Raw genomic sequence first — 21,995 nt, 5'->3', positions numbered from 1 at the left:
TGAGGTGAAGTTTTGGCCCCAAAATCTGTGGTTGAGGGGCCCTAAGCCCTTCGACGGAATTATGGTCGGGCAGAAATCACCATGCTGGAGAATGGGCCGGACATCGGAAGGGAAGGCGGGCTGAAGCGCTGGCTCGAGGGCGTCGGCCTCGGCCATTACACCGATCTCTTCGTACAGCACCGTCTCGATCTCGACGTCATGGGTGACCTGACCGAATCCGATCTGGTCGAGCTCGGATTGCCGCTCGGTGATCGCAAGCGGCTGCAGCGGGCGATGGCGGCGCTGTTCCAGGCGGAAACGGCCGAGGCGCCCGCGACAATGGTGCCGCCAACGCGCACAGAGGTCGGCGCTGAACGGCGTCAGCTCACCACCATGTTCTGTGACATGGTGGATTCCACCTCGCTCTCCGTGCAGTTCGATCCGGAAGACGTCCGCGACATGATCGCGAGCTTCCGCGAAACCTGCGTCCGCGTGGTCAAGCATTACGAAGGCTTTGCCGCCCGTTTCGTCGGCGATGGTATCCTCGTCTATTTCGGCTATCCGACCGCGCATGAGGACGATGCCGAGCGCGCGGTGCGCGCCGGGCTCGAGATCGTGCGACTGCTGTCGACCGCACGCGCGACCGAGCTGCGTGGTGGGCTCAGCCACGCACCCGCCGTCCGCATCGGGATCGCGACCGGCCTCGTCGTGGTCGGCGACCTCGTCGGACAGGGCACCGAAGAGCGCGACTCCGCGGTCGGAGAAACCGTCAATCTCGCCGCGCGCCTGCAGGGCCTCGCGCCGCCCAATGGCGTGGTGATTTCCTCGTCGACCCAGTCGCTGCTGAAGGGGAAGTTCGACTACCGCAATCTCGGGGTCCACGCCTTGAAGGGGATATCCGAGAAGACGCAGGCCTGGCACGTGGTGCGTGCCTCGAGGGTGGAGACCCGATTCGCCGCCGCCATGGGCACGCGACTGACGCCGCTCGTCAACCGTGAGGAGGAGATCGCGCTGTTGATGGGCCGCTGGGAGCAGGCCAAGGATGGTGACGGCCAGGTCGTGGTCAAGTTCGGCGAGCCCGGCATCGGCAAGTCGCGCATCATCCAGGAGATCTTCGAGCGGATATCGGGCGACCGGCATGGCCAGGTCTCGTTCCAGTGCTCGCCCTATTACACGTCCACCGCGTTCTATCCGTTCGCCGAGCAGCTCAAATTCTCCCTTGGCCTCGACCGCGAGGATGCGTCCGCGCTGTCGCTGGCGAGCCTGGAGAGCGCGATCGCCGCCGCTCATGGCGACATCGAGCAGGTCACGCCGCTGTTTGCCGCGCTGTTGTCGATACCGACCGGCGACCGCTATCCGCGGCTCGAGCTGTCGCCGCAGCAGCAGAAGGATGCGACCGTCCAGGCGCTGGTCAATCATTTCCTCGGCCTTGCGCGCGAGATGCCGCTGGTGATCGCGTTCGAGGATCTGCATTGGATCGACCCGACCTCCCGCGAGGTGATCGACCTCCTAGTCGACCGGGTGCAGAACCGGCCGATCCTGGCCATCATCACAGCGCGGTCCGAATTCCAGCCGAGCTGGAACGCGCATTCGCACATCACGACGCTGGTGCTGAACCGCCTGAGCCGGCAGTTGCGCACCACGCTGGTGGAGCGCGTCGCCGGCAGAGAGCTGCCCAAGGAGGTCGTCGAGGAGATTATCGTCAAGACCGACGGCGTGCCGCTGTTCCTGGAGGAGCTGACCAAGACGGTCCTCGAATCCAACCTGCTGACCGAGCGGCATGGGCGCTACGTGCTGTCGGGCCCGTGGCGGCAGCTCGCGATCCCGGCAACCCTGACCGACTCGCTGATGGCGCGGCTGGACCGGATGGGGCCGTTCAAGCGGATCGCGCAGATCGGCGCCACCATCGGCCGCGAGTTTTCCTACGAGACGCTGCATGCGGTCGCCAACACGCCGGCGGAGCAGATCGAGGCCGCGCTCAATCATCTGGAGCAGGCCGGGCTGATCATGCGGCGCGGTCTACCGCCCGACGCGCTCTATTCCTTCAAGCACGTCATGATCCAGAACGCCGCGCATGCGAGCCTGCTGCACAGCGAGCGGCGCAAGCTGCATTCGCGGATCGCCCAGGTGCTTGCCGAGATGTATCCGGAGAAGACCGAGCGTGAACCGGAGCTGCTCGCCCATCACATGACCGAATCCGGCCAGAGCGAGGGCGCCGCGAGCTTCTGGCTCAAGGCCGGCAAGCAGGCGGCCAAGAGCGGTGCCAATCTGGAGGCGATCGGCCATCTGCGCCGCGGTCTCAGCGTCGTGCAGGCCAATGCGCGGATGCAGGGCGCCGACGAGATGGAGCTCGAGCTGCGCATCGCACTCGGCAACGCGCTGATCGCCGCCAAGGGCTACGCGGTCCAGGAGGTCGAGGAGAACTACATCCGCGCGCTCGAGCTCGGCCAGCAGCTCGACGACGACGAAAAGATCTTTGCCGCCACCCGCGGCCTCTGGGTCTGCCATTTCATCCGCGCCGATCTCACCCGCGCGCACGATCTCAGCGTCGAGCTGTTGAAGTTCGCCAAGCGCGAGCGGCTCAACGAGCGGACGCAGCCGGCGCAGCAGACCGGCTATCTGATCGAGGCGCACCGCTCGATCGCGATGACCATGCTCTATCGCGGCCGTTTTGCAGCTTCCCAGCATCATCTGCACCGCTGCATCAATCTCTACAGCCCCGATCTGCACTCCGATCTGATGGAGCGGCACGGCACCGATCCCGGCGTCGTCTCGCTGTCCTATCTCGGCTACCTCCTGTGGTTCCTCGGCCGGCCCGACGCGGCGCGCCAGCACAGCGAGCAGGCGATCGCGAATGCCGAGAAGATCCGTCATCCCTTCACGCTCGCCTTCGCGCTCGTGTTCGGTGCGTATCTCTGCCAGCATTTGCGCGACGTCGAGGGCACGCGCGACCATGCCAACCGCGCCATGATCATCGCCACCGAACATAATTTCCTGCATTGGAAGCAGCAGGCGGCGATCCTGCGCGGCTGGGCGCTGGCGCAACTCGGCGAGGCCGATGAAGGCCTCAGCCAGATGCGCTTCGGCCTCGACGAGTACGAGGCGATGGATTCCTGGCTCGCCGGTTGCTGGTTCCGCTGCCTGCTTGCGGAAGCCTACGCCAAGGTCGGGATGCGCGAGGCCGCCTTGCGCGCGCTCGACGGTGCGCTCGCAACCGCGCGGCGGACCGGCGATCACTCCTATCTTGCCGAAGTCTATCGCCTGCAAGGCGAGATCACGCTGTCGGACGGCGACCCGGCCTCGGCGCAGGAGGCCGGCGATCTGTTCGCGCTGGCGCTGGAGACCGCGCGCAAGCAGGGCGCGCTGTCCTGGGAGCTTCGCTCCGCCGTCAGCCTCGCGCGCCTGTCGCAACAAGCCGGCAGACGCGAGCAGGCGAGTCTGCTGCTCGTGCCCGTTGTCGGCAAGTTCAGCGAGGGTTTTTACACGCCGGACCTGAAGCAGGCGGTGCAGCTCGTCAACGAGCTCGGTGCGGACGCGCCGGTCCGCGAACGCGCCGACCCCTGACATGAGCGATCTTGCCGCCGCGCGTGCGCGCTATGTGGAGAGGATTGCAAAGCGCGAGCGGATTGCCTCAAAGCGCGTGCTCGAAGCGCTCGCCGCCATCCCGCGCGAAGACTTTCTGCCGAGAGGGCCCTGGCGGATCAAGAGCGAAGCGGCGCGCAGCTATCGGCTGACACCAGATGGCGATCCCGTTCATCTCTATGACAATGTCCTGGTCGCAATCGACGCGCGCCGCAAGCTCGACACGGGGCTGCCGAGCCTGTGGGCGCATTTCATCGATTTGCTCGACATCAAGGAGAAGGACCGCGTGGTCCAGATCGGCTGCGGGCTCGGTTATTTCTCGGCGGTGTTGTCGAAGATCGTGGGACCGAAGGGCAGGGTGATCGCCATCGAATGCGACGAGCGTCTGGCGCGCCGCGCTGCAAGTTTCCTTCAGACTTATCATAACGTCGAGGTGGTCCATGGCGATGGATGTGAGGAGATCCGCGAGCCCGCTGACGTGATCATCATCCACGCCGGGTTCTCGCATCCGCATCCGCTCTGGCTCGAGGCGCTTCGGCCGCGCGGCCGCCTGTTGGTGCCGCTGACCCAGCGGGACCGTGAAGGCGCCGCCCTCAAGATCACGCGCAAGGGCAAGGGGTTCGAAGCCGAGGCGGTGCAGCAGATCCGGATCTATCCCGGCCACGGCCGCGGCACGACCGCGCTCGACGACCGCGTCGCCGACTGGTGGCAGCGAGCCTCAGCTCTGGCGCCGCTGCGCTTTCGCGGGATCGAGCAGGGACTGCCGTCGGATGGCTAACGCTTCGTTTCATTTTACCTTGATTGCGAATGGAAGTATCCAACGCACCCCGACGCCGCTATGAGTACGGCCTGATGGCCATTTGAGCGCGCTCCATGCATTCCGTTGCCCTGCTGACCGCCAGCTATGCCAAGGATATCGAACGCTTTTCGCTGCTCAGCGAGAGCATCGACACCTGGCTCACGGGATACACGCGGCATTATGTTCTCGTTAACGATGAAGACGTGCCGCTGTTCGCGCGGTTCGCCTCCGACAAGCGCGTCATCGTTCCGGCCTCGCGCTATTTGCCGAAATGGCTGTTCGCGCTGCCGCCGGCGCTTCAGTTCATCAGCAAGCGCCGCGTCTGGCTGTCGCTGCTGTCCTCGCCGGTGCACGGCTGGCACATCCAGCAGATCCTGAAGATCGCCGGCGTCCTCAATGCGCCCGAGCAGCGCGTCTGCATCCTGGATTCGGACAATCTGTTCTTCCGCGAATTCGACGTCGGCCAATATGCCGGGGCTGAGAAGACGCCGCTGTTCGTCACGCCGAAGGACATCGGCGCTGACCACCCGTTGCATGGGCTGTGGCTGCGCACCGTCGATCAGCTTCTCGGTATCAAGGACCGCTCCTTTCCCGCCGACGATTATGTCGGTAACGCGCTGGTCTGGGACAAGGACACTGCCCGCGCGATGACCGCCGCCATCAAGTCGGCGACCGGCTTGAACTGGGTTCTGGCGCTGTGCCGGAAGAAGAAGTTCTCGGAATATCTGATGTACGGCCACTTTGTCGCGAACTCGCCCGCGCATCTTGCCGCCCATCGGGTCACCGAAGACAGCATCGCGGTCTCGCATTGGGACGATACGCCGCTCGACCGCCCGGCTATCGAAGCGCTGATGCGTGCCGCTTCGCCCGAGCAGGTCGCGCTCTGCATCCAGTCCTATTCGTCGACCTCGGTCGAGGACATCCGCGACGTGTTCCGCCTCAGTTCGCGCGACCGTCGCGCTCCGAGCCTGTCGCCCGAAGATATGGGAGACGCGGCCGAGTTCGAGGTGAAGACGCGCAGCTAAGCTCGCGCGTTCAAACGTCCTTCGTGAACTTGCTGATTACGTCCATGAACGGCTTTGGCTTGAACTCGCCGTCGAGCGGCAGCGGCCGGTTCGGCTGCTTGTCCGCGCGGGCGAAGGTGCCGTTGATCCAGCTGTAGCGATCCGAGAGGCCCCAGGTCAGGATCGAACGCACCGGGCCGCTGGTCGAGATGGCGGTGAGGAGATCGTCGACGCGTTTGGCGACGATGGCGTCGCGCTCCGCCGGATTGCCCGTCAGCTTCTGGTCGTCGACGTCGAGCTCGGTGACGTACACCTCAAGTCCCCACGAGCGCAGCTCGGTGACGAACTCGGCGAGCCCATGGGTGTCGATCTCAAGCTCGGCATGCAGATGCGATTGCAGTCCGACGGCGTGCAGCGGAACACCCTGGTCGAGCAGGTCCATGATCAGATGGCGATAAGCCGCGCGCTTGGCAATGAAGGAGTCCTTGGCCGACTCGATGTCATATTCGTTGATCGCGAGCTTGACGAAGGGATCGGCCGCAGCCGCCGTGCGGAATGCCAGCGGAATCCAGCTCTGGCCCAGATGCTGCGTCCAGAACGTGTCTCGCCGGTCTTTTGGACTGCGGGGATTGTCCGGGATCGGCTCGTTGACGACGTCCCACGACGTCAGCTTGTCCTTGTAGTAGGAGACGACGGTGCCGATGTGGTCGACATAGGCGCGCTCGACGCCGCGGGTGTCCTTGATCTGCTTGGCCCAGTCCGGAATGTCGTGATACCAGGCGAGCGCGTGGCCGCGCATCGTCAGATCGTTGTCCCGCGCGAAATCCAGGATCGCATCGGCGCGCTCGAAATTGAACGTGTGCGCATTCGGCCGCAGCATCGGCCATTTCAGCTCGAGCACCGGGACGACCTGGGTGCAATAGGTGCTGATGGCTTCGCCGAGCCTGGGATCGGCTTGCAGGTCCCAGAGCGTGGCCGCTGCGCCAAACCCCTGATGGCGCTGCGCCAGTTTCGACGCCGGTGCGGCCGACGCGGATGCGCCTGCCGCGAGGGCTGCGGCGCTGCCGAGGAGAAATTCGCGTCTGTCGAGCCTGGTCACGGCCGTCCTTTTCGAACCAATGCACCATCGTACCAAGCGGCGCCTCGCGACGCCGGGGTTTCGCCTTGTTGGGTTAACCTCTGCCGCTTGGAAGTCGGTTCCTTTTCGTGATCGCGCCTTGCCATTCGAGGAAGGGCAAATTTAACGCTAACGCGCGAAAGCGGCTCCAAGGCTTCATTCGCCGCCCGATCTGCAGACTTATGTGACACTCTTGAGCGATGCTGCGGCGCATTCGTTTGCCCCGCCAAGGCCCCATTTAAGGCCCCATTCAAGGCCCCATTGATGAAGGGCCGCCACACTCGCAAGACCGCTGCCGGTCCCGTGCTCGCATGCTGAACCGCCATTTCTCGATTTATCTCGTCGCCTACATCCTGCCTGCGGCGGTGGGCTTCTTCGCGGTCACGGCCTATACGCGGCTGCTGACGCCGGCGGAGTACGGCGTCTATGTCGTGGGCATCAGCCTCGCCGGCATTCTGGGCGCGATCTTCTTCGCCTGGATCAAGCTGTCGGTGTCGCGTTATCAGGCGATGTCGGCGGAGGTGGATTTTCGCGGCACGGCGATGGTGGCTTTCGGGCTCACCGTCGCGGTGCTCTGCGCCACGACCCCGCTGGTCTTCCTGTTCCGCAGCGACCTCAGTGTCGAGCTGCTGCTTGCCAGCATGTTCGTCGCGATCATGGCCAATGCGGTCGATGTCGGCCAGGAGTTCGAACGCGCCAAGTTGCGACCCTACCGGTTTGCCGCGATCTCGATCGTGCGCAGCGTGTCGAGCGTCGGCTTCGGCCTCCTCGGCATCTGGCTCGGCTGGGGTGGATTGGGGCTGCTTGCCGCGTTCGGGCTGGGGTCGCTCACCGGCATCATCCTGAACCTGGTCGGCGACCGCACGAAGATTGCCCGCTTCCAGCGCAGCCAGTTCATGCAGCTGGCCCGCTACGGCCTGCCGCTGACGCTCGCCGGATTGTCCGTTGCGGTCTATTCGGCCTGCGACCGGCTGATTGTCGCCTATCTGCTCGGCAAGGATGCTGCCGGCATCTTCGGCGTTGCCGCCGACCTGCCGCGCCAGTTCATGGTCATGATCGCATCCAGCGTCGCCGCGGCCACCGTGCCACTGGTGTTCCGGTCGTTGTCCGAAAATAACAAGGAGACGACGCGGGAGCGGCTGACCGAGAGCCTCGAGCTGCTGCTCGTCGTCGTCACCCCCGTTGCGATCTGGCTCGCGCTTGCAGCGGATCAGGTCGCCGGCACGCTCGTCGGCGTCGACTTCCGCGCCGGCGTGTCGGCGCTGCTGCCGACCCTGGTGCTTGCCCGCTTCTTCGGTATCGCCAATCAGTTCTACGTGCAGATCAGCTTCCAGCTCGCCGAGCGGCCCTTCATGCTGGCGGCGCAATCTTTTCTCACGCTGGTGGTCAGCGTGGTCTTGATGTTCGCGCTGGTCGCCGGCTACGGCATCTACGGCGCTGCGCTTGCGACGCTTGCGACCGAGGTGCTCGGTTTCGTCGTCGCCGTCGTTCTGATGCATCGCGCCCACCCGGTCCCGTTCGACCTCGGCCGCCTCGCCGGTATTGCGGCCTCCGCTGCGGCGATGGCGGCTGCGATCCTGGCTGCGCGGTCGCAAGCGGGCGGCACCGGCTTCGTCTCGCTCCTCATCGTCAGCCTCGCCGGCGGCCTTGCCTATGTCGCGGCGGCCTGGCTGCTGAACGTCGCCAATGTCCGGACGCTGTCGCTGCGCTTCCTGCGAGGCTTCAACCGTAAGGCTCTGGGCGTCTGACGGGCGTGTCCTCGCCGGCACAGCCGGACATTCTGCCGCAGTGACTGCCACCAGGTTCGGACCATCCCCGGGCTGCAACCGACCTTCCGCCGGCTCGGGCCGTCGTATATGAGGGATTTGTCGCCGGACCGGGCCGAATATCGCCACAGACGGAACGTATGGCGGCTGCGATTTCTTAATTGAATGACCGCAATCTGATACATGATCGGCACGAGCGGGCCGGCATTTCGACCGAGGATGGCATGAAAAACCGACTGACGACGGCGCAACCCACCAAGGCGATGCGGCGTCGGGTGCCTCCCGGAATCGTGACATTGGCGGCAATGGCGGTCCTGGCGGCGGTCGCGCCGGCGAGCGCGGCCAAGCAGGCGCGCCAGCCGGCCGAGGCGGTGGCGCAGCGCCAGGCCGGCGATCCCATCATGGCGATCGTGTCGATCAAGAGCCAGCAGGTCACGTTCTACGATGCCGATGGCTGGATCCTGCGCGCGCCGGTGTCGACCGGCACCACGGGACGCGAGACGCCGGCCGGCGTCTTCGCCGTCGTCGAGAAGGACAAGGACCACCGCTCGACCATGTATGACGATGCCTGGATGCCGAACATGCAGCGCATCACCTGGAACGGCATCGCGCTGCATGGCGGACCGCTGCCCGGCTATGCCGCCTCGCACGGCTGCGTGCGCATGCCGTTCGGCTTCGCCGAGAACCTGTTCGACAAGACGTATATCGGGATGCGGGTGATCATCTCGCCCCATGATACGGTCCCGACCGATATCTCTCACCCCTCGCTGTTCGTACCGAAGCCGGAAGCGATCGCGGCAGCGCCCAGGCAGGCCGACAAGCTCTCCGCCGAAGCCGACGAGGCCACAAGGGCTGCCGACGAGGCCAAGAAGGCCGCTTCCGCCGCCGCGAAAGAAGCTGCCTCGCTCCCTGCCGCGCTGCGCAAGCTGGAACAGCAGAAGGCCCGCGCTGACGCCGAGCTCGCCTTCGCCGACAAGACGCTCGCGAACGCCAAGAACGATCAGGCCCGCGCCAAGGCCGAGGAGTTGAAGCAGAAGGCGGCGACCAAGGCCGCCGACGCGGCGACGCAGCTCGACGCCGCCAAGGCCGCCGCGCAGCCGAAGCGCGATGCCGTGGCCGTGACGAAGGAGGCCGCGAAGGCCACCGCGGCCAGGAAGGCCGACGCCGTGAAGGCAGCGACCGACGCAAAGCTCGCGGGTGAGCCGGTCTCGGTCTACATCAGCCGCTCGACGCAGAAGCTCTACGTGCGGCGAAACACGCATAAGCCAGCACCCGATGGCGGCGGCGAAGTGTTCGACACCAGCATCGAAGTCCCCGTCACGATCCGCAATCCCGAGCAGCCGATCGGCACGCATATCTTCACGGCGATGGCGAAGTCCGCTACGGGCCTGCGCTGGAGCGTGGTCACGATCGAAAACGGCGACGAGGCGAGGAATGCGCTCGACCGCATCACCATCCCGCAGGACGTCTGGGATCGCATCGGGCCGACCGCGTTGCCGCGCTCCTCGATCATCATCTCGGACGAGCCGCTGAGCGCCGAGACCAATTACCGGACCGAATTCGTCGCGGTGTTAAGCGACCAGCCGCAAGGCGGCTTCATCACGCGCAAGCCGACCGCACCTGCCATGATCGCCAGCGATGACGGCTGGGACAATGGCGGTAACGGTTTCGGCTTCTTCTACCAGCGTGACCCCTACGTACAGCCGGCCAATCCGCGCCGGCAGCGCGGCCAGTACCAATATTATCAGTCGACGGAGCCGATGCAGCGGAGCTGGTGGTAGACAGGACGGCAGCTCGGCCGCGGCCTGCAGCTACGGCCGGGCTTCGATCACCACAGCCTGAATCTTGCCCTCGACCGGGCTGGCGCCATGACGCGTCCGGATCGTCTCGGCGACGATGTCGGTCGCGGCCTGAAGCTTACTGGCATCCCTCGCCTCGATCTCGCTGCGCAGCGGCGTGCCCTGGCAAAGGGCGAGCGCGACATATTCGGGCGATGGCGCGCGGCTTGTTTCAGATCGCGTCTCGATCGAGATGTCGCGGAAGCCGGCTCGTTCGAGGTCGGTTCTGATGATGGCCTTGTCGTGATAGCCGTGGGGCGTGCGGACCATGAAGCGCGGCGGGTCGTCGGGAAACAATTTGCCGAGCGCGACCGTCGCTTCATGCGTCAGCACATTGTCCTCGATCCGATCCCAGACGTTGAACACGAACGTGCCGTCCGGTCTCAGGACCCGCTTCACTTCTCCGTAAGCCTTCACGCGGTCCGGAAAGAACATCGCGCCGAACTGGCAGCAGACCACGTCGAACTCGGCATCACCGAAGGGCAGGGCCGATGCATCCGCCTGGCGCCAGCTGATGCGGTCATCGTCCGCCTGACGCTGCGCAGCGACCGCGAGCATGGGCTCGTTGAGGTCGGTTGCAACGTAACGGATGCCGCGCGGCAGCGCCGCCGCCACGGCGCGCGTCACTGCGCCTGTGCCCGCGGCGATCTCGAGCAGCACGGAAGGCGAGCGGGCGGCGATGCGTCTTGCGATGTCCTCCGCATAGACGGAGAAGATCATCGGGACCAGATACTCGTCGTAGATTTTCGGAATCGAGCCGGCGAAAACCTTGTCAGTGTCGGACATGATTGCCTCGCTGAAGGTGCGGACACACCAAGTTTACCATGGTTTGCCGGCCAATGCGCCTGCCCAGCCGGCGACCGATCCTACGATTTCCCGCCACCGACCTCGCGGATCGGCCGCGTGCCGTCCCAGCTCATCGCGGCTTGCCGGACCTTCTCGAAGAACGGCCCCTTGGTGCCGCTGATGTCCGAGATCTCGATCACCGTGCCCGGATGGTCCTGCGTGTCGAAATAGGCAAAGCGTCCCTTGTCGCCGCCGATCTGGCCCTCATGGCCGATCCTGTAGCCGAGCCCGATCGCCTTGTCGTAGAGGGCCTGATAGTCGTGGCTCCAGTAGGACATGTGCTGGAGGCCTTCGTGCCCGGCAGTAAGAAACTCCTTGTACAGCGAGGGCGCGTCGTTGCGCTGCTGGATCAGCTCGATCTGGAGGTCGCCGGAATTGGCCAGCGCGATGCTCATCTCCACGGCGGAGTCCTCGCCGCGGTGACGAAACCAGTCGGTCTTGACGCGGTCCATGTAGTACCAGGGGCCGACGCCCATCACCTCGATCCAGTGCTTCATCGCGGCGTGGATGTCCCGCACCACATATCCGTTCTGGCGCACCGCGCCGAAGATGCGGCTCATGCCCGCGCTCCTGTTCTCTGCCTATTCACTTGACCTCAATGCCGGCGTCCTTGGCAACCTGCTTCCAGGCCGCGATGTCGCGCGCGTTGAGATCGCGCTGCTCGTCGCCGGGGACGAATTGCGGGGTGATGCCGAGTGCGAGGAGCTTCTGCTTCACCACCTCGTCACCGAGCGCCTCCTTCAGGGCCGCCGAGAGCTTCTGTGCGATCGGCGGAGCGAGGCCCGCCGGCGCATACATCGCCCAGGACAGGCTACGGTCGAACGGCACGCCCTGCTCCCCGTAGCTGGCGACATCGGGCAGGCTCGGCGAGCGCTCGCCGCAGGCGGCCAGCGCCTTGATCGAACCGTCTTTCACCAACGGCGTTGCGGTGGCCATGTCGAGCGTTGCAAGGGAGATGTGGCCGCCGAGCAGGTCGCCGGCGAGTTTTGCGATGCCGTTGAACGGCACGTGGTCCATCTTGATGCCGGTCTGCTGCATCAGGATCTCCGCGCAGAATTGGCCGGTCGAGCCGACGCCCCAACTGCCGTACTGGATCGGCTCGCCCTTCTTGGCCAGAGCGACCAGGCCCTTGATGTCGTTGGCGGCAAAATTCTTGGTCGCAACCAGCATGATCGAGGAGGTGCCGACGCGGCCGATGGTCGTGAAATCCTTGATCGGATCGTAGGGCAGTTTTGGATAGATCGCGGGGGCCAGCACATGCGTGGTCATGCCGCCGACGGTGACGGTGTAGCCGTCATTCGCGGACGTCGCGACCATCTGCGTGCCGAGCGTGCCGGCTGCACCGGTGTGGTTCTCGATATAGATGCTCTGTCCGAGCGTCTTGCCCATCCTGTCCGCGAGCAGCCGGCCGACCACGTCGCCGCCGCCGCCGGCCGCGTAGGGCAGCAGCATCCTGATCTTGTGGCTGGGGTAGGCGGCCGGATCCTCTGCCCGTGCCGGCAGGGCCGTGAACCACAATGCGAACAATGAGAGCGTGACGGTGCGCAGCTTCATGATGTTTCCCCCTTAATCCTCGAAACGAAATCTGTAGGCATCGCCGTGCCTGACCACGCGTCCCGCGGTCGGTGCCGGAAAATGGCCGGTGAGCAGATAGCTCGGCGTATCCGCGAGCTCTTCCAGCAACGCCATGCGCGTTGCCAGCGCCGCAGCCGGATCCACATCGGCGGCGTTGGAGAGCCACGGCGCGGCGCACTGGATCGGATGATGGATGACGTCGCCGGACATCACCGCGTGATCGTGGCCGCCGTTGAGGTGGATCTGCATGTTGCCGGCGGTGTGCCCAGGTGCTGGCGCAAAGCGCAAGGCAGCGTCGCGGTCGCTAAACAGGCGATGATCTGTCTCGACGAACTCGGCAAGGCCGGCCGCCACCACCGGCAGCACGGAATCCTCGAACGAGCCGTGGTTCACCGGGCTTCTCGGCGCAGCATTGTGCGCGGCTTCGAAGTGGCGATATTCGGCGCGGCCCATCAGATAGCGCGCATTGGGGAAGGTCGGCACCCAACGGCCGTCGATCAGCCGCGTGTTCCAGCCGACATGATCGACATGCAGATGCGTGCACATCACGAAGTCAACCTGTTCGGGCGCAACGCCCAGCGCCTGCAAGTTCTCGAGGTAAGGCTGGTCGAGGTTGTTCCACGCCGGCACGCGCGGTCGCTTCTTGTGATTGCCGCAGCAGGTGTCGACGATCGCGGTCCAGCGCGGCGTGCGGACCAGATAGGAGTGATGGCTGAGGATGAAGCGGCCGGTCTCCGGCTCGATGTAGCGGTGATCGAGCCAGCTCCGGTTTTCCGCGATCACCTCGTCGGTGACGTTGGCGAACAGCCAGCTCTTGTCGAAGGCAAGCGAAGGGATCTCGCTGACGAGATCGACCCGCATGCTGCCGATCGTCACCTGTCGCATCGATCAGTTCTTCAGCAGATCGCCGAACGCCACCCAGCGCGTGCCGTCGAAACGGATCAGCTGCAGGCTCGTCATCGGCGTAAAGCGCTCGGGCGAGTTGCTCACCGCGGTGCCGTTGATCAGCATCGGCAGCTTCACGTCCTTCATGGCGGTCGCCTGCTTCATCACGTTGGCGCGGGTGAGGTCGTTGCCGGAGGCCTTCAGCACCGTCACCAGCGTCTGCGCGATGGTGTAGCCGTAGACGTTGAGCCAATCGCTCCTGTTGGCGTCCGGCATGTACTTGTCCATGAACGCCAGCCATTCCCGGTAGCCGGGGTCATCCTTGTTGGCGGGGTCGGTGGCGTCCTTCAGATATTGGCTGGAGATGACGCCGGTGGAATTGTCCTTGCCGGCCGGCTCCAGCACCCCGCTGATCGAAGCCGAGACGTTGGAGATGATGGTGACCGGCTTCCAGCCGATCTCGCCGATCTTGCGGATCGCCTGCGCGGCAAATTTCGGCGTCGCCGCCACCAGCACGACGTCAGCGCCTGCGGTCTTCAGTTGCAGGATCTGCGTGTCGACGGTCGGCGCCGAGGTCTCATAGGCCGCGCGCGCGACGATCGCTTCGCCGCTGCCGAGGCCTTCCTCCAGCGCCTTCAGGTAATCCTTGCCGAGATCGTCGTTCTGGTAGAGCACGCCGATCTTCGCATTGGCGTGGCTTGCCTTGATGAACTTCGCGTAGGCGATCGCCTCGTCGCGATAGGTTGGCTGCCAGCCGACGGTCCACGGAAAGTTCTTGGGATCGTCCCACTTCGCCGCGCCCGAGCCCAAAAAGAGCTGCGGCACCTTACGGTCGTTGAGATATTTGTGCACGGCGCTGTTGGTCGGCGTGCCGACGCCGCCGAAGATCAGCAGCACCTCCTCGCTCTCGACCAGCCGCCGGGTCTGCTCCACCGTCTTGGGCGGGCTATAGGCATCGTCAGCGATAATCATCTGGACGCGTCGGCCGTTGACGCCGCCGTCGTCGTTCACCTTGCGGAAATAGGCCTCCGCCGATTTCGCGATCTGCGCAAACGCCGAGACCGGGCCGCTCAGCGGCGCGGTGGTGCCGATTTTGACGGTCCTGTCGTCGGCGCCGGGATCGTATTTGCTTTGGGCAGAGGCGGCGCTGCTTGCGAGCAGCGGCAACAGGATGCAGGCCGCACGAAGGCGGGCAAAGCGCGCCATGACGTCGTCTCCCCAAATTGCTCTCCGCCTCTCGAGGAGCGGAGTTGAAACGCGAGAACAGCGCCCGCAAGCGGGCTTGCGGGCCGCGACCGTTGCCGCCAGACTGGTAAACGAACGATCGTTCGTACGGTTGACTAGCGAACGATCGTTCGTTAGTCAAGCCGACATGGCTGTCCACACCTCCAGCGCGGCGGAAGCCGCTGCGCCCACGACCCGTGAGCGCATCCTCACCGAAGCGCTCGACCTGTTCGCGCAGAGCGGCTATGGCGGCGCCTCGATGCGCGAGCTCGCGCGCCGTGTCGGCATCCGCGAGAGCAGCCTCTACAATCATTTCCCCGGCAAGGCCGCGATCCTGGAGGCGATTGTCAGCGAGCATGGCCCAGCAAGCTCGGCGAGCCGGCTTGGGGAGCCGCGCTACAAGCAGCTCGCGCGGCAGCCTGCAGCGTTCTGCCGGCAGTTTGCGCTCGACCTCGTCGAGCAATGGTCCGATCCGCGCGAGCACCAATTTCAGAAGGTCATCACCGCCGAGCGTAACCGCGTGCCCGGCATCCGCGCCAAGTTCGCCGATCATTTCTACGCGCGCGAGCAGAGCATGATGACGGACTATTTTCGTGGCTTTGCGCTCGCCGGCCTGGTCAAGACGCCGGACCCGCGCGAGACCGCGCGGCTGTTCGCGGCCGGCCTGATCTACATCCGCCTCGAGCATTACGTGATGGGCGCATCACCTTCGCCGCGGCCCAAGGTGATCGAAGCGATCGACCGCTATCTCGCCTTCTTCCTGTCGCTGATCGCGGCAGGCGAGGACACCGACAACAAGAAACGAAAAACCAAGGGAGAGAACCGTGGCAAGGCTGCCCCTGATTGATCCGGAGACGACGAGCGGCGACATCCGCGCCTCGTTCGACCGTATGCCGGTCAAGCTCAATATCTTTCGCATGATGGCCCATGCCGAGGCCAACATGATCCCGGCGATGCGGCTCGGCAATTCGATCCTGCATAAGCAGAAGCTCTCGGCCGTCAACCGCGAGCTCCTGATCCTTCAAGCCGCCCAGTTAGAGGGCGGCGCCTATGAATGGCGCCAGCATGTTCCGATCGCGCTCGGCGTCGGCTGTACGCAAGCGCAGGTCGACGCCGTCGAGCGCGCAGATTATGACGCCGCCGCGCTGAGCGAGGCCGAGCGTGCGCTGCTCAGGTTTGGCCGCGAGGTCGTCGAGAACGTCCGCGTTCCCGAGGCGACCTTCGCCGCTGCCCGCGCGCATTTCAGCGATCAGGAGATCGTGGAATCCATCGTCGCGCTCGGCTTCTACATGATGATGGCGCGCCTGACCGAGGCGACCGAAACCGATCTCGATCCCGCGGCCGGCATGACGGTCTATGACGGCGGCAAGAAATAGGCGGTCGCGATGACGGAAACCGACAACAAGCCGGAGCGCTATGTTCGTCCGCCGAGCGCGGAATCGCTCGGTGAGGCGCCGCGCAGGGGGCGGCTGAAAGGCCGCCGTATCCTGATCGTCGGCGGCGGCCAGCGCGTGTTCGATGCCGCCACCGATCCGATCGGCAACGGCCGTGCCATGAGCATTTTGTGCGCACGCGAGGGCGCGAAGGTTGCAGTGGCGGATCTCAACCATGCCTCGGCTCAGCAGACCGTCAAGCAGATCACCGATGAGGGGGGCGAAGGGTTTGCGATCGAGGCCGACGTGACATCCGAGGCCGACGTCCAGCGCATGATCGAGGAAGCCCATCGCGCCATGGGCGGCCTCGACGGCATGGTGCTGAACATCGGCACCTTCGGCAAGACCGGGCTCGATAACGTCAGCCCCGAGGAGTGGAACAGGATCTACGACGTCAATGTCCGCGGCCCCATGCTGTGCTGCCGCGCCGCGCTGCCGAGATTCGACGATGGCGGCGCCATCGTCTTCATCTCCTCGATCGCCGCGCTGAAGGCGGGATCGCAGATGGCGGTGTACGATTCATCGAAAGCCGCGCTCGGCGGCCTGATGCGCAACATCGCTCATCTCGGCTCGCGCCGCGGCATTCGCGCCAACCTCGTCTATCCCGGCCTCGTCGACACCCCGAACGGCCGCGAAGCCGGCGCCGGCCGTCCCAACCGCGGCAAGGGCCACGCACCGTTCGGCCGCCAGGCCACGGCGTGGGAGATCGCCTATGCCGTGCTGTTCTTCCTGTCGGACGAGAGTGTCTACATCACCGCGCAGACGCTGGCGGTCGATAGTGGCCTGAGCGGGATGTGAGGCCTGTAGCCCGGATGGAGCGAAAGCGTAATCCGGGACCGCTGCCTCATCGCGCGAGTTGACCCGGATTGCGCTGCGCTCCGTCCGGGCTACGGACTTGCGCGTCCTTATCGCGCGCGCGATCGCGCGCGACAGAGCAGATGATCGAGCGAGATGTTGCCGGGCCCGTGAGCCATGATGCCGAGCGCCATCGCCGCCCAGGTGAGGTGGATCGGCCAGCCGTCGGGCACCGTGAGCTCGACGATGACAGTCATGAACAGCAGCCCGAGCGCGGCCAACCGGGTGCCTAGTCCGAGCACCAGCAGGATCGGGAACATGATCTCGCCGGAGCCTGAAAGGAACGCCATCACGGTCGGTGCCGGAAAGTGATAGGGCCCGCCGGGCAGATGTAGCATGAATTCGTCGCTGAACAGCGTCACCGCGGTGTCGTTCAGCCTGAGGAAGCCCGCCCATTTGAGCATGCCCGAGCGCCAGAACGGCACCGCCAGCGCGACGCGCAGCACGAGCTGGACGAGCGACGGCGTCGCAAGCGTCTGGATCAGACGATTGGCCCTGTCGACGAGCAGCCAAGGCGACGGCAGTCCGCTTTCGGTGGTCATGTGCTGGTCCGTGATCATGATGGGTCTCCGCAAGCGAGCGAGATGAAGGCGCCGGCTTCGATCAGCCCGGCGATGTTCGCGGCGATGTCGAATTCGGGCGCAGCGGCCAGAGCCGACGCCGCGGCCTCGCCGAGAGGCCGCCCCGAGATCAGCCCGTCCGCGAAGACCGCTCCGCCGGGCGGGAGGCGGCGCACGGTGACGTCGAATTCGGGCCGTGTGATCAGGGCGTCCTCCGGCGTCGAGGCATCGATGCGCAGAAGCGGTGCACCGTCGCGATTGGCCGCAAAGATCGTCACGGCCGCGTATTGCGAGCGCAGGCATCGCGTCGCCGGATGCGGAACGAACGTCAAATTGGCCAAACGGTCGGACGTGACCGCCGACAGCCGGTCCGCCGGCAGCGGGACGGCATCGCGAGCATGGTAGCAGTCGAGCCAGGCCCGCTCGATGCGCGCGACGTCGGCGAGAAAGGGCATATCTTGCGCATGCTCATAGGCTGCGATGAACTCCGGAAAGTCGCGGCCATACTCGAACAGCAGCGGCGAGGTCGGCGGATTGCTGCGAACATGGAAGCGCGCCATGGCGCGGAAGAACTCGGCGCCGGTGATGCGTTGCACCGCCGGGTAGACCGCCGCCAGCGCGTCGATCAGGCTGAGGGTGACGTTGTTGCGGTAGACATCGTAGCGTCGGCCGGCCGCCTTGCCGTTCGGGCCGGTCACGATCGCAGGCGTCCTGCGCGTGGGATCCAACAGCGCCGGTGCGAACGCGGCGGCGTAGGACAGACCAGGTTCAGGCGGCATGACGCTCTCCTGCCATTGCTGTGGATTGATGACGGTCGAGGATCGCCTGTGCGGCAAGGGCTTCCGCTTGCAGCACCGGCCAGTCCGGAATTTTGCTGTCCCATTCGACCAGCGTCGGCACCGCGCCGCGGCGCCGGATGACGATCTCATAGAGCTTCCAGACGGCGTCCGCGACTGGGCCGTCATGGCTGTCGATCAACAGCAGATAGCCTTCGTCGTCGGCCTGCTCGGCATGGCCCGCAAGATGAATTTCCTGGACATGCGACAGCGGGAGGTCCGCGAGGTAGTCGAGCGCCGAATAGCCCTGATTGGTGGCGGAGATGAACACGTTGTTGACGTCGAGCAGCAGCCCGCAGCCGGTGCGCTCGGCAATGGCGCGGATGAACTCGGTCTCGCGCATCGAGGATTCGCGGAAGGCGACATAGGTCGAGGGGTTCTCCAGCAGCAGCGGACGGCGGATCGCCTCCTGCACCTGGTCGATATGGTCGCAGACGCAAGCCAGCGTCGCTTCGGTATAGGGCAGTGGCAACAGATCGTTGAAGAAATTGGTCTCATGGGTCGACCACGCCAGATGCTCGGAGACCAGCGCCGGCTGATAGCGTGCGACCAGGCCGCGGAAGCGCGCCAGATGCGCCTTGTCGAGCGGCCGCGGTCCGCCGATCGACATGCAGACGCCATGCAGCGACAGGGGATGGTCGCGCCGGATCGCTTCCAGCGCGCGATGCGGCGGACCGCCTGCGCCCATGTAGTTCTCGGCGTGAACTTCGAAGAAGCCACGCCGAGGTCCGGCCTCGAGGATTGCGGGCAGATGCTCGGGCTTGAAGCTCGTCCCGGCAACGCCGCCGATGGGCGTTGCGAAGCGGAGCGGCATGGCTGCTGGTCGGGTCGGCTGGATCACCGTGCTCATCGTGCTGCTCCGTTCGTGCTCGCTGGCGACGTCGCGTCGGCCGTCAGACCGGCTTGAGCGAACCCTTCTTGCCGCCCGGCAGCTCGATGCTGGTGCAGGTGCCGCCCTGCACGAACTTCCAGGCGTTGCCCTGGAAATCGACGGTCGAGGTGCCCTGGCAGGTCGTGCCCGGTCCTGCCGCACAGTCGTTCTGGCCCTTCAGCGCGACGCCGAAGCACTTTTCCTTCTTGGCGGCGACGGCAGCCTCGCCCTCGGCCTTGGTCAGCGGCCCGGCGGCGGCGAGGGTCGCGAGCGCGGTCGAGACCGCGCCGGCGAGGACGAGCGAGGTGACAGCATGTTTGGCAGACATCGAGATTCTCCTGTTCGAGATGGCATCGCCTGGCAGGCGACGCGCGCATGGTCTCCTTCGTTGCGCGCGCAGCCCGCGTTACGGCGAGACTGCTCACGAACCCGTGAGACCGTTTGGATCGGGCGCACCGCCGGTGCGCTTGGGCCGCCATTAGCGGGCAAGCGTCCGCCCAAGGCCAATGCCTTGGGTCTATCGAGACGGTAGCCACCGGGCATTGGCGGCGCGCGTCCATTTTCTGCCAGACGTAACGGGCGAGCGCCGGCGGCGTAGAGCTGTCAGTGGCTCGTATGGACCGGCAGGCGAAGACAGCGATGAAGGTTGATCCCGAACGACGGCTTCATGCGCTCGCTGGGCTAACGGTCAGCATCCGCCTTGCGGTGTCCGCGCTGGTCCTCGCTGCGATCCTGCTGACGGCCGCGCTCTCCAGCCTGTTGTGGTGGCGCACGGCGGAGGCGACCAGCCGCCAACTCGCCGCGACCATCAACGAGCAGATCGTTGCGGCGGTGCGCAAGGAGGTCTCGGCCATCGTCGACGAGGCGCGCGCCGCGCACACCGCGATCCGCACGCTGTTCCTGCAGAACGTGCTCGACACCCGCGAGGCCGACAAGCGGGAATTCGTGTTCCTGTCGCAATTGCAGTCGCAGGCGACGATTTCCTGGGTCGCCTTCGGCTGGCCCGACGGCTCCTTCTTCGCCGCGCACAAGCTCGGCGATCGCCGCCTGGAGATGATGGAGATCTCGCTGACCGATCATCCGGGCCAGCGCCGCGTCGATGAATATGACGTGGTGCCCGGCGACATCGAATTCGCCAATCGCCGGTTCGAGCCGAGCGGATTTCATGTCGCCGATCAAGCCTGGTTCAAGGCCGGGCTGACCGCGGATGAGCCGCAATGGTTCAGGGTGATGGACCATGCGACCGGCGAGCGGCCGTCGATCGCGTTCGCGGGGCCGATCGACGTCTATCAGGAGCGGCAAGGCGTTCTGGCGGTCATCATCGAATACACGAGGCTTGCGCGTTTCCTGTCGCAGCTCGAGGTCGGGCGCACGGGGACTGCCTTCATCGTTGACGGAAGCGGCGAGCTCGTCGCGGCGCCGGACAAGGAGGCCGACGAGCTCCATCCGGCGCGCGGCGACACGACGCTGCTGCCGCTGGCGCGCGCTGCGCTCGACAAGGCGGGCGAGGACGGCCGCAAGGAGGCCTGGCGAAGCCGGCTCACCTCCGGCGGCGCGGCCTACGAGGTTGCGCTGACGCCGCTGCCGTTCCCCGGCTGGTCGCTCGCCACCGTGATTCCGGAGGCCGAATTTCTCGGGCCGGTCGAGACGACGTTGCACCGCCTGATCCTCGGTCTCGCCATCGGCGCCGTGCTCGCGGCGCTGGCCTCGGCGATGCTGGCGCGGTCCGTCATCGCCGCGCCGCTGTCGCGTGTCGTCGGCGAGCTTCGCCATGTCGAATCCTTCGCGCTGGAGCAGGTCCGCCGCCACCCCTCGCGGCTCGAGGAAATCGCGAGCCTGTCGGGAGCGATCGCCGAGATGGCGGCCGGATTGTCGGCTTTCCGCAAATTCATCCCGGCCGATCTGGTCCGTGGCCTGTTGCGCCAGGGCGTCGAGGCAAAGCCCGGCGGCAGTGTCCAGGAGCTCAGCGTGATGTTCATCGACATTGCCGGCTTCACCGGGCTGTCCGAGCGGCTGGGCGATCGCGTGGTGCCGCTGCTGTCGCGCTATCTCGACGTCACCTCGGAGATCATCGTTGCCAATGGCGGCACCATCGACAAGTTCATCGGCGATGCCGTGATGGCGTTCTGGGGTGCGCCGCAGCCGCAAGGCGATCACGCCGCGCGATGCTGCCGCGCGGCGCTCGCCTGTCGCAGGGCGATCGAAGAGTCCGGTTTGGCCGACGATCTCGGCCAGCCGATCCAGATCCGGATCGGCATCAATTCGGGCCGCATGCTGGTCGGCAATATCGGCTCGGAGCTGCGGCTGAACTACACCGTGATCGGCGATGCCGTGAACGTCGCCAGCCGGCTCGAAGGCGCCAACAAAGTCTATGGCACGCAGATACTGATCGGCGAGGCCACCGAACGTCTGGCGCGCGGCGCCGTCGTCACGCGCGAGGTCGATAGTATCGCGGTCTACGGCCGGGAGGAGGGATTCTCTGTTTACGAGCTGATCGGGATCGTGGACGGGGACGCCATAGACGGCGAGGCGATCGGCTGGATCGCGGATTACGAGCGCGGCCTTGCCTCCTATCGCGCGCGGCGGTTTGCCGATGCGCTCGCCGATTTCGAGGTTGTGCTGAAACGGCGCGGCCACGATCGTCCCGCCGAGCTGATGCGCGAGCGTTGCCGGCAGCTCGCTGCAGCTGCGCCCGATGTCGCCTGGCATGCCGTGGCGGCACTGACCTCGAAATAGCGGCGTCGGAGTCCGGGACACCCGGCGCACCAATCACGGCGTCCGCGCATCCGACGGGCCAGGCCCTTGAGCTCGCCGGGCGTCTATAG

The 21,995-nt window shown here is 65.6% G+C and carries 19 protein-coding genes; 9 read left to right on the top strand and 10 right to left on the bottom strand.

The features are described from left to right. Nucleotides 1-81: 81 nt before the first annotated feature. From GA0061098_RS10820 to GA0061098_RS10810, 3 genes are all read left to right on the top strand, one after another. The gene (locus GA0061098_RS10820) at nucleotides 82-3,543 is read left to right on the top strand and encodes an AAA family ATPase (protein ID WP_091956310.1); all 3,462 of its coding nucleotides are present in this window, start codon (nucleotides 82-84) and stop codon (nucleotides 3,541-3,543) included. Nucleotide 3,544: 1 nt separating this feature from the next. Continuing rightward, the gene (locus tag GA0061098_RS10815; RefSeq protein WP_091956309.1) at nucleotides 3,545-4,339 is read left to right on the top strand and encodes a protein-L-isoaspartate O-methyltransferase family protein; all 795 of its coding nucleotides are present in this window, start codon (nucleotides 3,545-3,547) and stop codon (nucleotides 4,337-4,339) included. A gap of 95 nt (nucleotides 4,340-4,434) precedes the next feature. Next, the gene (locus tag GA0061098_RS10810) at nucleotides 4,435-5,385 is read left to right on the top strand and encodes a DUF6492 family protein (protein ID WP_091956308.1); all 951 of its coding nucleotides are present in this window, start codon (nucleotides 4,435-4,437) and stop codon (nucleotides 5,383-5,385) included. 10 nt (nucleotides 5,386-5,395) lie between these two features. Here GA0061098_RS10810 and GA0061098_RS10805 read toward each other — a convergent pair whose 3' ends face one another. Then, nucleotides 5,396-6,463: an endo-1,4-beta-xylanase gene (locus GA0061098_RS10805; RefSeq protein WP_091956307.1), complete on the bottom strand. Its 1,068-nt coding sequence runs from the start codon at nucleotides 6,461-6,463 to the stop codon at nucleotides 5,396-5,398. Nucleotides 6,464-6,792: 329 nt separating this feature from the next. Here GA0061098_RS10805 and GA0061098_RS10800 point away from each other — a divergent pair, with 329 nt between their 5' ends. After that, nucleotides 6,793-8,229, top strand: a complete 1,437-nt coding sequence (locus GA0061098_RS10800; RefSeq protein ID WP_091956306.1) for an oligosaccharide flippase family protein — start codon at nucleotides 6,793-6,795, stop codon at nucleotides 8,227-8,229. Nucleotides 8,230-8,471: 242 nt separating this feature from the next. Then, nucleotides 8,472-10,028 carry a L,D-transpeptidase gene (locus GA0061098_RS10795; RefSeq protein WP_091956368.1) on the top strand — a complete coding sequence of 519 codons (1,557 nt, stop codon included), beginning with the start codon at nucleotides 8,472-8,474 and terminating at the stop codon, nucleotides 10,026-10,028. Between the two features lie 30 nt (nucleotides 10,029-10,058). On the opposite strand, the gene GA0061098_RS10790 is transcribed toward GA0061098_RS10795, so the two are convergent. The 5 genes from GA0061098_RS10790 to GA0061098_RS10770 all read right to left on the bottom strand — a co-directional run bounded on the left by GA0061098_RS10790 (nucleotide 10,059) and on the right by GA0061098_RS10770 (nucleotide 14,597). Further along, the gene (locus tag GA0061098_RS10790; RefSeq protein ID WP_091956305.1) at nucleotides 10,059-10,871 is read right to left on the bottom strand and encodes a class I SAM-dependent methyltransferase; all 813 of its coding nucleotides are present in this window, start codon (nucleotides 10,869-10,871) and stop codon (nucleotides 10,059-10,061) included. A gap of 80 nt (nucleotides 10,872-10,951) precedes the next feature. After that, nucleotides 10,952-11,491: a VOC family protein gene (locus GA0061098_RS10785; RefSeq protein ID WP_091956304.1), complete on the bottom strand. Its 540-nt coding sequence runs from the start codon at nucleotides 11,489-11,491 to the stop codon at nucleotides 10,952-10,954. Between the two features lie 25 nt (nucleotides 11,492-11,516). Continuing rightward, nucleotides 11,517-12,485: a Bug family tripartite tricarboxylate transporter substrate binding protein gene (locus GA0061098_RS10780; protein ID WP_091956303.1), complete on the bottom strand. Its 969-nt coding sequence runs from the start codon at nucleotides 12,483-12,485 to the stop codon at nucleotides 11,517-11,519. A gap of 12 nt (nucleotides 12,486-12,497) precedes the next feature. Next, nucleotides 12,498-13,391, bottom strand: coding sequence for an MBL fold metallo-hydrolase (locus GA0061098_RS10775; RefSeq protein ID WP_091956302.1), 894 nt, complete (start codon nucleotides 13,389-13,391; stop codon nucleotides 12,498-12,500). A gap of 3 nt (nucleotides 13,392-13,394) precedes the next feature. After that, complete coding sequence (locus GA0061098_RS10770) at nucleotides 13,395-14,597, bottom strand: ABC transporter substrate-binding protein (RefSeq protein ID WP_091956301.1); 1,203 nt, start codon at nucleotides 14,595-14,597, stop codon at nucleotides 13,395-13,397. A gap of 166 nt (nucleotides 14,598-14,763) precedes the next feature. Between GA0061098_RS10770 and GA0061098_RS10765 the strand changes: the two genes are divergently transcribed. The 3 genes from GA0061098_RS10765 to GA0061098_RS10755 are packed head-to-tail and all read left to right on the top strand — an operon-like array spanning nucleotide 14,764 to nucleotide 16,846. Beyond that, nucleotides 14,764-15,462 carry a TetR/AcrR family transcriptional regulator gene (locus tag GA0061098_RS10765; protein WP_091956300.1) on the top strand — a complete coding sequence of 233 codons (699 nt, stop codon included), beginning with the start codon at nucleotides 14,764-14,766 and terminating at the stop codon, nucleotides 15,460-15,462. Next, nucleotides 15,440-15,991, top strand: coding sequence for a carboxymuconolactone decarboxylase family protein (locus GA0061098_RS10760; RefSeq protein WP_091956299.1), 552 nt, complete (start codon nucleotides 15,440-15,442; stop codon nucleotides 15,989-15,991). The genes GA0061098_RS10765 and GA0061098_RS10760 overlap by 23 nt, the downstream gene beginning before the upstream one ends. 9 nt (nucleotides 15,992-16,000) lie before the next feature. Continuing rightward, nucleotides 16,001-16,846 carry an SDR family NAD(P)-dependent oxidoreductase gene (locus GA0061098_RS10755; RefSeq protein WP_091956298.1) on the top strand — a complete coding sequence of 282 codons (846 nt, stop codon included), beginning with the start codon at nucleotides 16,001-16,003 and terminating at the stop codon, nucleotides 16,844-16,846. A gap of 107 nt (nucleotides 16,847-16,953) precedes the next feature. On the opposite strand, the gene GA0061098_RS10750 is transcribed toward GA0061098_RS10755, so the two are convergent. The 4 genes from GA0061098_RS10750 to GA0061098_RS10735 are packed head-to-tail and all read right to left on the bottom strand — an operon-like array spanning nucleotide 16,954 to nucleotide 19,498. Next, the gene (locus GA0061098_RS10750) at nucleotides 16,954-17,463 is read right to left on the bottom strand and encodes a DoxX family protein (RefSeq protein WP_091956297.1); all 510 of its coding nucleotides are present in this window, start codon (nucleotides 17,461-17,463) and stop codon (nucleotides 16,954-16,956) included. After that, nucleotides 17,460-18,242, bottom strand: a complete 783-nt coding sequence (locus tag GA0061098_RS10745) for an HvfC/BufC N-terminal domain-containing protein (RefSeq protein WP_091956296.1) — start codon at nucleotides 18,240-18,242, stop codon at nucleotides 17,460-17,462. Before GA0061098_RS10745 ends, GA0061098_RS10750 begins: the two co-directional genes overlap by 4 nt. Next, nucleotides 18,232-19,149, bottom strand: coding sequence for an MNIO family bufferin maturase (gene bufB / locus GA0061098_RS10740; RefSeq protein ID WP_091956295.1), 918 nt, complete (start codon nucleotides 19,147-19,149; stop codon nucleotides 18,232-18,234). The genes GA0061098_RS10745 and bufB overlap by 11 nt, the downstream gene beginning before the upstream one ends. Nucleotides 19,150-19,192: 43 nt before the next feature. After that, a complete protein-coding gene (locus tag GA0061098_RS10735) occupies nucleotides 19,193-19,498 on the bottom strand; it encodes a BufA1 family periplasmic bufferin-type metallophore (RefSeq protein ID WP_091956294.1) in 306 nt (101 codons plus the stop codon). A 311-nt stretch (nucleotides 19,499-19,809) separates the two neighbouring features. On the opposite strand from GA0061098_RS10735, the gene GA0061098_RS10730 reads away from it, so the two are divergent. Beyond that, nucleotides 19,810-21,906, top strand: a complete 2,097-nt coding sequence (locus GA0061098_RS10730) for an adenylate/guanylate cyclase domain-containing protein (RefSeq protein WP_091956367.1) — start codon at nucleotides 19,810-19,812, stop codon at nucleotides 21,904-21,906. The last annotated feature ends 89 nt before the right edge of the window (nucleotides 21,907-21,995 follow it).

This window comes from Bradyrhizobium shewense, assembly GCF_900094605.1.
Classification (GTDB): Bacteria; Pseudomonadota; Alphaproteobacteria; order Rhizobiales; family Xanthobacteraceae; genus Bradyrhizobium; species Bradyrhizobium shewense.
Note: the sequence above shows the minus strand (reverse complement) of the source record. Positions and strands in the feature narration are given on the sequence as shown.

Coding starts and splice junctions, on each gene's coding strand:
- GA0061098_RS10755 (WP_091956298.1), top strand. CDS start 16,001: ATGACGGAAACCGACAACAAGCCGGAGCGCTATGTTCGTCCGCCGAGC.
- GA0061098_RS10790 (WP_091956305.1), bottom strand. CDS start 10,871: ATGTCCGACACTGACAAGGTTTTCGCCGGCTCGATTCCGAAAATCTAC.
- GA0061098_RS10820 (WP_091956310.1), top strand. CDS start 82: ATGCTGGAGAATGGGCCGGACATCGGAAGGGAAGGCGGGCTGAAGCGC.
- GA0061098_RS10730 (WP_091956367.1), top strand. CDS start 19,810: ATGAAGGTTGATCCCGAACGACGGCTTCATGCGCTCGCTGGGCTAACG.
- GA0061098_RS10735 (WP_091956294.1), bottom strand. CDS start 19,498: ATGTCTGCCAAACATGCTGTCACCTCGCTCGTCCTCGCCGGCGCGGTC.
- GA0061098_RS10795 (WP_091956368.1), top strand. CDS start 8,472: ATGAAAAACCGACTGACGACGGCGCAACCCACCAAGGCGATGCGGCGT.
- GA0061098_RS10780 (WP_091956303.1), bottom strand. CDS start 12,485: ATGAAGCTGCGCACCGTCACGCTCTCATTGTTCGCATTGTGGTTCACG.
- GA0061098_RS10775 (WP_091956302.1), bottom strand. CDS start 13,391: ATGCGACAGGTGACGATCGGCAGCATGCGGGTCGATCTCGTCAGCGAG.
- GA0061098_RS10765 (WP_091956300.1), top strand. CDS start 14,764: ATGGCTGTCCACACCTCCAGCGCGGCGGAAGCCGCTGCGCCCACGACC.
- GA0061098_RS10750 (WP_091956297.1), bottom strand. CDS start 17,463: ATGATCACGGACCAGCACATGACCACCGAAAGCGGACTGCCGTCGCCT.
- GA0061098_RS10785 (WP_091956304.1), bottom strand. CDS start 11,491: ATGAGCCGCATCTTCGGCGCGGTGCGCCAGAACGGATATGTGGTGCGG.
- GA0061098_RS10745 (WP_091956296.1), bottom strand. CDS start 18,242: ATGCCGCCTGAACCTGGTCTGTCCTACGCCGCCGCGTTCGCACCGGCG.
- GA0061098_RS10800 (WP_091956306.1), top strand. CDS start 6,793: ATGCTGAACCGCCATTTCTCGATTTATCTCGTCGCCTACATCCTGCCT.
- GA0061098_RS10815 (WP_091956309.1), top strand. CDS start 3,545: ATGAGCGATCTTGCCGCCGCGCGTGCGCGCTATGTGGAGAGGATTGCA.
- bufB (WP_091956295.1), bottom strand. CDS start 19,149: ATGAGCACGGTGATCCAGCCGACCCGACCAGCAGCCATGCCGCTCCGC.
- GA0061098_RS10810 (WP_091956308.1), top strand. CDS start 4,435: ATGCATTCCGTTGCCCTGCTGACCGCCAGCTATGCCAAGGATATCGAA.
- GA0061098_RS10770 (WP_091956301.1), bottom strand. CDS start 14,597: ATGGCGCGCTTTGCCCGCCTTCGTGCGGCCTGCATCCTGTTGCCGCTG.